The organism is Plantactinospora sp. CA-290183 (assembly GCF_050936375.1).
In the GTDB taxonomy this organism is placed as follows: Bacteria; Actinomycetota; Actinomycetes; order Mycobacteriales; family Micromonosporaceae; genus Plantactinospora.
Window position 1 is genome coordinate 121,794 of sequence record NZ_JBNJMX010000007.1, and the last position, 11,797, is coordinate 133,590.

Sequence of the window (11,797 nt, forward strand, 5' to 3'; positions counted from 1 at the left end):
CCGACGTCCCGTGGCCAGCACGAGCGCCGGGCGGCCACCCGTCGACCCCGGCCGGACGCCTCAGAACCGGGGCATCCCGCCGAACTGCCGGTCGCCCGCGTCGCCGAGGCCGGGCACGATGAACATCTTCTCGTTGAGCCGCTCGTCGATCGAGGCGGTCACCAGCCGCAGCGGCAGGCCGGAGCGTTCCAGCCGCTCGATCCCGGCCGGCGCGGCGAGCACGCAGAGCACGGTGATGTCGGTGCAGCCCCGGTCGGCGAGCAGCCGGCAGCAGTGCTCCAGTGAACCGCCGGTGGCGAGCATCGGGTCGAGCACCAGCACCGGCCGGTCGGCCAGCTCGCGGGGAAGCGACTCCATGTACGCGCGCGGCTCGTACGTCTGCTCGTCGCGGGCCAGCCCGACGAAGCCCATCGACGACTCGGGCAGCAGCGCGAGCGCCGAGTCGGCCATCCCGAGGCCGGCCCGGAGCACCGGGACCAGCAGCGGCGGGTTGGCCAGCCGGATGCCCTGGGTGGGTGCCACCGGGGTGTCGATCGAGAAGCGTTCGACCGGCAGCGAGCGCGCGGCCTCGTACACCAGCATGGTGGTGAGTTCGTGCAGCGCGGCGCGGAACGACGCGGAGTCGGTCCGGGCATCACGCATCACGGTCAGCCGCGTCTGGGCCACGGGATGGTCAACGACGAGTACGTCCACGGTCGCTCAACCTACCGGTAACCGCCAGCCACCCCAGCCCCGCCTGCCTGCAAGGAAGGGCCCCTTCTTATCGCTTTCTGTTGTAGAAGGGCCCCCTCCTAACCGCCAAAGCCGGGGGCGGCGGTGGTCAAGATCACAGCGGTCCGCCCGTGCGTAGACTTGCGGGCATGACGGCGACAACGACGTCGGCCCGGTCCGACCTGTCCGAGGTGGGTCGCTCGGAGGCGACCCTGCGGAGCTTCCTGCACGGCCTGCCCGGGGTGGACCGGGTGGGCGCGGAGCAGCGTGCCGCGATGCTCGGCACCCGCTCGATCAAGACCTCGGCCAAGGCCTGGGCGATCGACCTGGCGATCCGGATGGTCGACCTGACCACGCTGGAGGGGGCGGACACGCCCGGCAAGGTGCGCGCGCTGGTGGCCAAGGCGCTGCGCCCGGACCCGGCCGACCCGTCCTGCCCGTCGGTCGCGGCCGTCTGCCTCTATCCCGCGATGGTCCCGGTCGCCGCCGCCGCGCTGGGCGGTCGGCCCGGAGCCACCGGCGCGCTGGGCGGTCGGCCCGGAGCCACCGGCGCCCGGATCGGGCTGCTCGGCGAGCCCTCGGACGGCCGCGGACCGGCGTACGGCGAACCGGCCCCGACCGCCGACGGCAGCCACGACGGCGCGGGCGCCAGCCACGACGGCGCGGGCGCCAGCCACGACGGCGCGGGCGGCACCCCTGGCCGCGCACCCGGCGGACCGGGTGTGGTGCACCTGGCCAGCGTGGCGACGGCGTTCCCCTCCGGCCAGGCGCCGCTGGAGATCAAGCTCGCGGACACCCGGGCGGCGGTGGCGGCCGGCGCCGACGAGATCGACATGGTGATCAGCCGGGGCGCCTTCCTCTCCGGCCGGTACGCCGAGGTCCACGACGAGATCGTCGCGGTGAAGGAAGCCTGCGGGGACGCGCACCTCAAGGTGATCCTGGAGACCGGCGAGCTGTCCACCTACGACAACGTCCGGCGCGCCTCCTGGCTGGCGATGCTGGCCGGGGCGGACTTCATCAAGACCTCGACCGGGAAGGTACCGGTGGCCGCGACCCTGCCGGTCACGCTGGTGATGCTGGAGGCGGTCCGCGACTTCCGCGCGGCCACCGGCCGGCAGGTCGGGGTCAAGCCGGCCGGCGGGATCCGGACCACCAAGGACGCGATCAAGTACCTGGTCACGGTCAACGAGACCGCCGGCGAGGACTGGCTGCACCCGGACTGGTTCCGGTTCGGCGCCTCCAGCCTCCTCAACGACCTGCTGATGCAGCGCACCAAGCTGACCAGCGGCGTCTACTCCGGTCCCGACTACTTCACCCTGGACTGACGATGTTCGAATACGCGCCCGCCCCCGAGTCCCGGTCCGTGGTCGACCTCAAGCCGTCGTACGGGCTCTTCATCGGCGGGGAGTTCGTCGAGCCGGGTGACGGCGGCAGCCTGAAGTCGATCAACCCCGCCTCCGAGGAGGTGCTCGCGGAGGTCGCCGAGGCCGGTCCCGGGGACGTCGACCGGGCGGTCCGGGCGGCCCGCCGGGCGTACGACGAGGTGTGGGGGCCGATGTCGGGCCGGGACCGGGCGAAGTACCTGTTCCGGATCGCCCGGATCATCGCCGAGCGCGCCCGCGAATTGGCCGTGCTGGAGTCGCTGGACAACGGAAAGCCGATCCGCGAGTCGCGGGACGTGGACATCCCGCTGGTCTCCGCGCACTTCTTCTACTACGCCGGCTGGGCCGACAAGCTCGACCACGCCGGCCTGGGCCCGGCGCCCCGCCCGCTCGGGGTGGCCGGCCAGGTCATCCCGTGGAACTTCCCGCTGCTGATGCTGGCCTGGAAGGTCGCCCCGGCGCTCGCCACCGGCAACACGGTGGTGCTCAAGCCGGCCGAGACGACCCCGCTGACCGCGCTGCTCTTCGCGGAAATCTGCCAGCAGGCCGACCTGCCGCCGGGCGTGGTCAACATCGTCACCGGGGCCGGTGAGACCGGCCGGGCGGTGATTGAACACGCCGACGTCGACAAGGTGGCGTTCACCGGGTCGACCGAGGTGGGCCGGCAGATCGCCCGGGCGGTGGCCGGCACCCGCAAGAGGCTCACCCTCGAACTCGGCGGCAAGGCGGCCAACATCGTCTTCGACGACGCCCCGGTCGACCAGGCCGTCGAGGGGATCGTCAACGGCATCTTCTTCAACCAGGGCCACGTCTGCTGCGCCGGCTCCCGGCTGCTGATCCAGGAGTCGGTGTACGACGAGGTGCTCGGCGCGCTCAAGCGGCGGATGGCCCGGCTGCGGGTCGGCGACCCGCTGGACAAGAACACCGACGTCGGTGCGATCAACTCGGCCGCCCAACTGGCCCGGATCCGGGAACTCTCCGACGTCGGCACCGCCGAGGGGGCCGAACGCTGGTCACCGCCGTGCGAGCTGCCGGAGCAGGGCTTCTGGTTCGCCCCGACCCTCTTCACCGGCGTCAGCCAGGCGCACCGGATCGCCCGGGAGGAGATCTTCGGGCCGGTGCTCTCGGTGCTGACCTTCCGTACCCCGGAGGAGGCCGTGGAGAAGGCGAACAACACCCCGTACGGGCTGTCGGCCGGGATCTGGACCGACAAGGGCTCCCGGATCCTCTGGCTGGCCGACCGGTTGCGGGCCGGCGTGGTGTGGGCCAACACGTTCAACAAGTTCGACCCCACGTCACCGTTCGGCGGGTACAAGGAGTCGGGCTACGGCCGCGAGGGCGGCCGGCACGGGCTGGAGGCGTACCTCAGTGTCTGAGCGGGTCACCGTACGCAAGACGTACAAGCTCTTCATCGGCGGGAAGTTCCCGCGCAGTGAGTCGGGGCGGTCGTATCCGGTGCAGAACTCGAATGTCTCCCTCGCCTCCCGCAAGGACGTCCGGGACGCGGTGCTGGCCGCGCGGGCGGCGGTGCGGGGCTGGTCGGGCGCGACGGCGTACAACCGGGGTCAGATCCTCTACCGGGTCGCCGAGATGCTGGAGGGGCGCCGGGAGCAGTTCGTCGCCCTCGGCGTGCCGGCGGCCGAGGTCGACGAGGCGATCGACCGCTGGGTCTGGTACGCCGGCTGGACCGACAAGATCGCCCAGGTGTACGGCGGCGCGAACCCGGTGGCCGGGCCGTACTTCAACCTCTCCGCGCCGGAACCGACCGGCGTGGTCGGGGTGGTCGCCCCGGCCGAGCCGGCGCTGCTCGGGCTGGTCAGTGTCATCGCCCCGGCGATCGTCACCGGCAACACCGTGGTGGTGCTGGTCGCGGAGAACGCCCCGCTGCCGGCGGTGACCCTGGCCGAGGTGCTGGCCACCTCCGACCTGCCCGGCGGGGTGGTCAACCTGCTCACCGGCCGGCCGGCGGAGACCGCTGCCTGGTTGGCCGGGCACATGGACGTGAACGCCCTCGACCTGACCGGTGCCGCCGACCCGGAGTTCGCCACCGAGTTGGAGCGGGCCGCGGCCGGCAACCTCAAGCGGGTCCTCCGGCCGGCGGCCGGGGCCGTCGACTGGACCGCCGATCCGGGGATCGGCCGGATGACCGCCTTCCTGGAGACCAAGACCGTCTGGCATCCCAAGGGCACCTGACCGCCGGCGCCGATGCCCGGAGCCGACATACGACGGACAGTAGTAGGATTGTCGGGTGACCCGACTCGGTGACCTCGAACGCGCGGTGATGGACGTGCTCTGGGACCGCAGCGCCGGCGCGCCCGACGGGGTGACCGTCCGCGAGGTGGCCGAGGTGCTGCGGGACCGTGAGCTGGCGTACACCACCGTCATGACCGTGCTGGACCGGCTGGCCGGCAAGGGCATGGTCGAACGCGAGCGGGAGGGGCGGGCCTGGCGTTACCGGCCGGCCGCCAGCCGCGAGGCGCACATCGCCCGGCTGATGCTGGACGCGCTCGACCTGGCCGGCAGCCGGGACGCGGCGCTGGTCCGGTTCGCCCGGTCGGTCACCGGCACCGAGGCCGAAATTCTCCGCGCCGCCCTGGCCGGCGAGGCCGGCGACGCGCCGGGCCCCACGGCCGCCGCCGACCGGCCGCCGGCGGCGGAGCGGCAGGGCTGACCCATGGTGTACGCCGCACACTTCACGGTCACGGCCCTGGCGTGCTACCTGACCGCCCGGCTCCTGCTCGGCGCCGCGCGGCACGGGGCGACGTGGACCTGGCACAGTCCCCGGGTCGCCATCGTCTGCTGGCAGGCACTCGGGCTCGCGTTCGGGCTCTCCGCGATCGGGGTGCCGATCTCGGTCGGGCTCGCGCCCTACGGGCAGAGCACCGGCAGCGCCCTGCGTTCCCTGGCCGGCGACCTGCTGGGCGGCGGTGATCTTCCGCCGGGGCTGGGCGTGACCCACCTCGGACTGGTCGGCGTCGGGTTCGGCGTGGCCACGGTGCTGCTCGGCTCGACGGTGCGCAGCCTGCTCGGCGCGTTGCGTGCCCAGCGCCGGCACCGCGACCTGCTCACCCTGGTCGCCCGCGACGATCCGGCCGCCCCGGGCGCGCTCGTGCTCGACCATCCCAGCGCCGCCGCCTACTGCCTGCCCGGGGTACGCCCGCAGGTCGTGGTGAGCGCCGGCACGCTGAGCCTGCTCGACCGTACCCAGCTGGCCGCCGTACTCAGCCACGAGCGGGCGCACGCGGACGAGCGGCACGACCTGGTGCTGCTGCCGTTCACCGCACTGTGCCGGGCGCTGCCGGTGCTCCGGTGGATCCGCGCCGCGAACGACACGGTGGCGCTGCTGGTGGAGATGCGGGCGGACGACAAGGCGCGGCGGCTGCACGCGGACGCCCCGCTGGCCGCGGCGTTGCTGCGTTTCGCCACCGCCGGTGCCCGGGTCACCCCGGCGGGCGCGCTCGGCGTCGCGGACGGGCATCTCGACGCCCGGGTCCAGCGGCTGATGGTGGCGCCGCACCCGACCCGGCTGCCCGGCGCCCTGGCGCTGCTCACCGCGGCCACCCTGGTCAGCCTGCCGGTCTCGCTCTTCCTGAGCTGACCTGTCCCGCCGTTCCGGTCCGGACCGGGCGCCGCAGCTCTACTACATCGCGTAGTAATATTGTCGGCGACCACCGCAGCGCCGGACGGGGGGAGCGAAGGTGTCCATCCAGGTACGCCCCGGCGTCCCGGGGATCCGGCTGATCGTCCCGCCGCCGTCGGCCCCACTAGGCTGCCAGGTGATGTGCCGGTGGGTGTTCCGCGGAAGAGCCGACGCACGCACGCCGGTGTACCGGTGAGCCGCCGCCCGTTCGACCCGCGTCTGCTGCGCCGCGTCCCCGGGGCGCGGCGTCAACTCGGCGCGCTCGGCACCCTGGGAGTGCTCGCCGCCGCCCTGGTCATCGCGCAGGCGACCACGCTGGCCGCGGTGCTGGCGGCGGCGGCCGACGGACGCCTCGACCGGGCGGCCCTGGCCGGCTTCGTGGCCAGCGTGGCCGGCCGGGCGACCCTGGTCTGGGCCCGGGGCACGATCGCGGCCCGGACGGCGGCCACCGTCAAGGCGGCACTCCGCGCCGACCTGCTCGACGCCGTCGGCCGACGCGGGCCGGGCTGGCTCGCCGGGCAGCGGACCGGCCAGCTCGCCACCCTCGCCGGCCGGGGACTGGACGCGTTGGACGCCTACTTCACCGGATACCTGCCGCAGCTCGTGCTGAGCGTGACGGTGCCGCTGGCCGTACTCGCCCGGCTCGTCTTCGCCGACTGGACCTCGGCCCTCGTCATCGCGGTCACCCTCCCCCTGGTACCGATCTTCGGTGCGCTGCTGGGCTGGCAGGCGCAGGCCGCGACGGAACGCCAGTGGCGCCGGCTGAGCCTGCTCGGCGGCCACTTCCTGGACATGGTCGCCGGTCTGCCCACCCTGCGGGTCTTCGGCCGGGCCCGGGCGCAGGTGACGGTGGTCCGCCGGATGGCCGACGCCCACCGCCGGGCGACCATGCGGACCCTGCGGGTCGCCTTCCTCTCCGCGCTGGTGCTGGAACTCGTCGCGACCCTCGCGGTGGCGCTGGTCGCGGTGCCGATCGGGCTGCGGCTGCTCGGCGGCGGCCTAGCCCTGGAGACCGCGCTCCTCGTGCTGCTGCTCGCCCCCGAGGCGTTCCTGCCGTTGCGCGCCGCCGGCAGCCAGTTCCACGCCAGTCAGGAGGGGCTGACCGCCCTGGACGAGGCGTTGACCCTGCTCGACCCGGCAACCGGCACGGACGGCGAGCCGAGCGGGGCGGCGCCGGGCGGGACGGCGACCGACGAGCGGCGGTCCGACCCGACCGGCGGCGAGATCCGGTTCGAGTCGGTCACCGTGGCCTACGAGCGGACCACCGCGCTGCGGGACGTCTCACTGACGATCCGGCCCGGCGAGCGGATCGCGATCGTCGGCCCGAGCGGTGCCGGCAAGAGCACCCTGCTCAACCTGCTGCTCGGCTTCGTCACCCCGACGAGCGGGCGGATCACCGTCGCCGGCACCGACCTCCGCGCGCTCGACCTCGACCGGTGGCGGCGGCAACTCGCCTGGGTGCCGCAGCGGGCCCACCTGTTCGCCGCCTCGCTCACCGACAACATCCGGCTCGGCGCCCCCGACGCGCCGCCGGAATCGGTCCGGGCCGCCGTCCGGGCCGCCGCACTGGACGAGGTCGTCGCCCTGCTGCCGGAGGGCCTCGACACCCGGCTCGGGGAACGCGGACACGGCCTGTCCAGCGGGCAGCGGCAGCGGGTCGCGCTGGCCCGCGCCTTCCTCCGGGACGCCCCGATCGTGCTGCTCGACGAACCCACCGCCCGACTCGACGGCGACTCCGAGGCCGCCGTACTCGCCGCGAGCCGCCAGCTCGTCGCCGGCCGTACGGCCCTGCTCGTCGCACACCGGCCGGCGCTGTTGACCGGGGTGGACCGGGTGCTGCGGGTCGAGGACGGGCGAATCACCGAGCACCGGCCGCCACCGTCGCCGCGGCCCGAGGAACCGGCCGGCGTCACCCCGCCCCGGGAGGTGGCGGCATGACACCGGGGCCGGAGCGCACCGTACTGCGGCTGGCCCGGCCGTACCTGGGCCGGCTCGTCGGGGCGGGGCTGCTCGCGGCGGCCACCGAGCTGGCCGGACTGGCCCTGATGGCGACCGCCACCTGGCTGCTGGTCACCGCCGCCGGCCGCCCACCGCTCGACGCGCTCACCGTCGCGATCGTCGGGGTACGCGCCCTGGCGATCGGCCGGGGCGTCCTGCGCTACACCGAACGGCTGGCCGGACACGACGCCGCTCTCCGGGTCGTCACCGAGGTTCGTACCCGGGTCTTCGCCAACCTGGCGACCCGACCCGCCGCCGACGCCACGGCGACGGCCGGCACGCAACGCTCCGGCGACCTGCTCAGCCGGCTGGTCTCGGACGTGGAGGCGGTGCAGGACCTGCTGCTCCGGGTCCTGGTGCCCGGGGCCGCGGCGGGGCTGGTCGGGCTGCTCGCCGTGCTCGGCGCACTCCTGGTCTCCCCCGCCGCCGCGCTGGCGCTCGCCGCCGGGTTGCTGCTGGCCGGCATCGCCCTTCCGGCGGCGGCGACGGTGCTGACCCGGCGTACCGCGGCCCGGGTGGCGCCGCTGCGGGGCGCCCTGGCCGTGGACGCGGTCGACCTGACCCGGGGCGCCGCCGACCTGGCCGCCTTCGGCGCCACCCGGGCCGCCCTGGACCGGGCGGACGCGCGCACCCGCGAGCTGGCCGGACTGGAACGCCGGCTCGCGGTCGCGGGCTGGGCGGTCGACGGCCTCGGCGTACTGGTGGCCGGCGCGACGAGCGCGACGGTGGTCGCGGTGGCGCTCTCCGCCGGGGTGGGCGGGGTGCTGGTCGCGGTGCTCGGGGTGGGCACGATCGCGGCGGTCGAGTCGGCGCTGGCGCTGGTCGGCGCGGCCCGGCAGTGGGCCGGCCTGCGTGCCGGGCTGGGGCGGGTGGCCGACCTGCTGAGCGATCCGGTGGACCGGCCCGCCTCGACGGCCGATCCGGCGGGCGCCGTCGACGGGTCGGGAACCGGCCCGGTGCACTGCACGCTGACCGGGGTGACCGTCCGGTACCGGCCGGACGCCCCGCCCGCGCTGGACCGGATGGACCTCGACCTGCCGCCGGGTCGGCGGCTCGCCGTCGTGGGCCCGAGCGGCGCGGGCAAGAGCACCCTGCTGGCCCTGCTGACCGGTGCGGTACGCCCGCAGACGGGTCGGGTGGCGCTGGACGGGGTCGACCTGCGCGACCACGCCGAGGACGCACTACCCCGGGTGGTCAGCGGCCTGCTCGCCGACGCGCACGTCTTCCACGCCTCCGTCCGGGAGAACCTGCTGCTCGGCCGGACCGGGGGCGGCGACGACGAGCTGGCCGCCGCGGCCGAGGCCGCCGACCTGCTGGACTGGGTGCGGCGGCAACCCGCCGGCTGGGACACCGTGGTCGGCGAGGACGGCGGTCAGCTCTCCGGCGGCCAGCGGCAGCGCCTCGTCCTGGCCCGGGCGCTGCTCGCCGCGCCGAGCGGCGTACTGCTGCTGGACGAGCCGACCGAGGGTCTCGACCCGGTGGCCGCCGACCGGGTGCTCGCCGCCGCGACGGCGTACGCCGGGGCGGGGAGTTCCGTACTGCTGGTCACCCACCGACTCGCCGGACTGGACCGGTACGACGAGGTCGTGGTGCTCGACGCGGGCCGGGTGATCCAGCGCGGCCGGCACGCCGAGCTGGTCTCCGAGCCCGGCTGGTACCGGGACCAGTGGTTGCGCCAGACCAGCGCGGAGCGGGACTACCTGGGCGTCAGCGGGTGAGCCGCACGCCGGCCGCCGGGGCGAATCCGGGAAAGACCCGGAGACCGGCGGGGCCCCGCCGTGGCAGGCTGGGCTCCATGCGGGGCACCGGGGCGACGGGGACGGACCGGACCGCGATCGAGGCGTACCTCCGCGGCCTGGACCGGGCGCTGACCGGACCGGCCCGGACCAGGGCGGATCTGCTCACCGAGGCCCGGCACAGCCTGCTCGACGCCGCGGCCGGCTACCGGGCCGAGGGCCTGGATCCGGCCGCCGCACAGCGGCGGGCGGTCCGCGAGTTCGGTCCGGTGGGCGAGGTCGCCGCCGGCTACCAGGCGGAGCTGGCCGCCGGTGCGGCCCGGAGCCTCTCGGTACGGGTGGTGGTGGCCTGGCTGCTGCTCATGCTCGGCGCCGACTGGGTCTGGCGGGGTGCACCGTGGACCGGCCCCCGCCCGCCCGCCGGCTACCTGCTGCTCGGCGACTCGCTGGACTGGCTCTGGCTGGGCTGCGGGCCGCTCGCGCTGGCCAGCCTCGGCTGGTGGGTGTGGAGCGCCCGACACGGCCGGCCCGGATCCGTCCGGTTGGCCCGGGTGATCGGAGTGGTCCTGACCGGGGCGGTCGCGCTCGGCTGCCTCGGCGGGATCGGCCTGTACGCCTGGTCCGTCGACCTCTGGGCCGGGGCGCTGCGCTGGCCGCCGATGCTGGTGGGCCTGCCGCTGCTCTGCCTCCTGCACGCCTGGCTCGGCCACGGCGCCGTACGCTGCCTGACCGCCGCCCGCTGACCCGCTGAGCGCCGCTGCCGACCGACCGGCGGCCCGGCGGGCCCGGCCGACCGACCGGCGGCCCGGCGGGTTCGCCGACGGCCGGCGGCGGCCACCGGCGGTCGGCCGGTTCAGGCCGGCGCGTGCGGCGGCTCCACGCCACCGAGGAAGCGGCCCACCGTCGAGCTGAACTCCTGCCAACCGGTCCGCTCGGCCACCAGGGCGCGGTGTCCGGCGCCGGTCAACCGGTAGGTGCGGCGCTCCCGCCCGTTGACCCGGCTCCAACTGCTGTCCACATAGCCGGCCCGCTCCATCCGGCGCAGCGCCGGATAGATGGTGCCGGTGGGGAGGTTCAGCACACCGCCGCTGCGTCCCTTGAGCGCCTCGATGATGGCGTAGCCGTGCAGCGGACCGCCTTCGAGCACCGCGAGCAGCAACGCGTCGAGATGCCCGTGCAGCGCCTGCGGGTTCATAGGTAGCAAGCCTACTAATATGCGGATCGAAGTCCAACGGGGCCGGCATCCACGTTCCAGGTTGGCCGACTAGGGTGTGTGCGCAGAGTCACCGATCCGCCGGCTCCTCGCCGGGTCGGGTGCCCATTCCGAGCGCACACGGAGGTCAGCGTGGCCCGCCAGTCGTCCCACCGGCCCGAAACCGACGAGCCCGTCGAGAGCGGCGGGTCCACCGAGCCCGAGCAGACCGAGACCGAAGCGACGGCGAGCGCCGCCGACCGGGACGGGGCCGCGACGACCGGCGACCGGTCGTTGTGGGAGGACGTCCGGATCGACCCGGTCGAGATCGCCCTGCCCGCCGGCTCCGGCTTCACCCTGCGGGCGTACCGCCCCGCGAGCCAGGTCACCCCGACCGACGTCGAGGAACGCGACCAGGACGACGTGTTCGCCAGCCGGGCCCGCCCGGTGGAGGTCGAGGAGGACGACGACGCGGTCGTGATCCTCGACGAGGAGCTGGCCGAGCAGTTCGCCGAGGAGGACGACGAGGCGGAGTCCGGACGCGGCCGCAAGTCGGCCGACGGCGACGAGGCGCTGGCCGACGAGGACGAATCCGACAAGGAGGAGGACGAGGAGACCGAGGACGAAGAGGTCCCCGCCTTCCTGACCCACCGGGGCCGGCTGCTGCTGTTCAAGAGCCCGGAGTCGCTCGTCACCTTCGTCCGCTCCGGCGCCCCCCACGACCTGGCCGAGCTCGACACCTGGGACCAGCTGGTCGAGCGGATCGAACCGGCCGACGTCGTGGCGCTGGACGAGGACTCCTACGAGCTCGACCTCGTCGTGGAGAACCTGCGCGGTGGCCACGACGTCTGGGACGCCACCCTGCTCATCGAGGCCGGCGAGGTCGCCCGCGACCTGGCCTACGCGCTCCGCCTCCCCGCCGTACTGGACATGCTCTCGTCCGGCTCCAGCCTGGACGACCTCGACGAGGCGCTGCGCGCGACCGTCGGCGGCGGTCTGGGCGGCTTCCGCGGGCGGCGCCGTCTCAAGAAAATCGGGGCACAAACCGCAAGTTTGGGATGGCGCACGATTATCGGCAAGATCTCTGCCGCCGTGGACTGGCGCGATTAGCCCCTTACCAGGGAGCATCAGTCTTTGG

General features: G+C 74.7%; 10 protein-coding genes and 1 pseudogene. 9 read left to right on the forward strand and 2 right to left on the reverse strand.

Annotated elements, in window-relative coordinates:
- Window positions 1-60 precede the first annotated feature (60 nt).
- On the reverse strand, window positions 61-693 hold the full coding sequence (upp, locus tag ACQEUR_RS15145; protein WP_433030707.1) for a uracil phosphoribosyltransferase: 633 nt from the start codon (window positions 691-693) through the stop codon (window positions 61-63).
- A gap of 167 nt (window positions 694-860) precedes the next feature.
- Between upp and deoC the strand changes: the two genes are divergently transcribed.
- From deoC to ACQEUR_RS15185, 8 genes and pseudogenes are all read left to right on the forward strand, one after another.
- A complete protein-coding gene (gene deoC / locus ACQEUR_RS15150) occupies window positions 861-2,036 on the forward strand; it encodes a deoxyribose-phosphate aldolase (protein ID WP_433030710.1) in 1,176 nt (391 codons plus the stop codon).
- Between the two features lie 2 nt (window positions 2,037-2,038).
- Entirely contained in the window at window positions 2,039-3,469 is a 1,431-nt protein-coding gene (locus ACQEUR_RS15155) for an aldehyde dehydrogenase family protein (protein ID WP_433030713.1), read from the forward strand.
- Window positions 3,462-4,286 carry an aldehyde dehydrogenase family protein gene (locus ACQEUR_RS15160; protein ID WP_433030716.1) on the forward strand — a complete coding sequence of 275 codons (825 nt, stop codon included), beginning with the start codon at window positions 3,462-3,464 and terminating at the stop codon, window positions 4,284-4,286. The genes ACQEUR_RS15155 and ACQEUR_RS15160 overlap by 8 nt, the downstream gene beginning before the upstream one ends.
- A gap of 55 nt (window positions 4,287-4,341) precedes the next feature.
- The gene (locus tag ACQEUR_RS15165) at window positions 4,342-4,764 is read left to right on the forward strand and encodes a BlaI/MecI/CopY family transcriptional regulator (RefSeq protein ID WP_433030719.1); all 423 of its coding nucleotides are present in this window, start codon (window positions 4,342-4,344) and stop codon (window positions 4,762-4,764) included.
- Between the two features lie 3 nt (window positions 4,765-4,767).
- The gene (locus ACQEUR_RS15170; protein WP_433030721.1) at window positions 4,768-5,691 is read left to right on the forward strand and encodes a M56 family metallopeptidase; all 924 of its coding nucleotides are present in this window, start codon (window positions 4,768-4,770) and stop codon (window positions 5,689-5,691) included.
- A gap of 234 nt (window positions 5,692-5,925) precedes the next feature.
- Window positions 5,926-7,671: a thiol reductant ABC exporter subunit CydD gene (gene cydD, locus ACQEUR_RS15175; protein ID WP_433030724.1), complete on the forward strand. Its 1,746-nt coding sequence runs from the start codon at window positions 5,926-5,928 to the stop codon at window positions 7,669-7,671.
- Window positions 7,650-9,449, forward strand: a pseudogene (cydC, locus tag ACQEUR_RS15180) (thiol reductant ABC exporter subunit CydC); the annotation flags it as partial. The gene cydD and the pseudogene cydC, both read left to right, overlap by 22 nt.
- Before the next feature lie 77 nt (window positions 9,450-9,526).
- Window positions 9,527-10,210, forward strand: coding sequence for a permease prefix domain 1-containing protein (locus tag ACQEUR_RS15185; protein WP_433030727.1), 684 nt, complete (start codon window positions 9,527-9,529; stop codon window positions 10,208-10,210).
- Between the two features lie 110 nt (window positions 10,211-10,320).
- On the opposite strand, the gene ACQEUR_RS15190 is transcribed toward ACQEUR_RS15185, so the two are convergent.
- Entirely contained in the window at window positions 10,321-10,662 is a 342-nt protein-coding gene (locus ACQEUR_RS15190) for a PadR family transcriptional regulator (protein ID WP_433030730.1), read from the reverse strand.
- A gap of 150 nt (window positions 10,663-10,812) precedes the next feature.
- Here ACQEUR_RS15190 and ACQEUR_RS15195 point away from each other — a divergent pair, with 150 nt between their 5' ends.
- Complete coding sequence (locus ACQEUR_RS15195; RefSeq protein ID WP_433030733.1) at window positions 10,813-11,769, forward strand: DNA primase; 957 nt, start codon at window positions 10,813-10,815, stop codon at window positions 11,767-11,769.
- Window positions 11,770-11,797 lie beyond the last annotated feature (28 nt).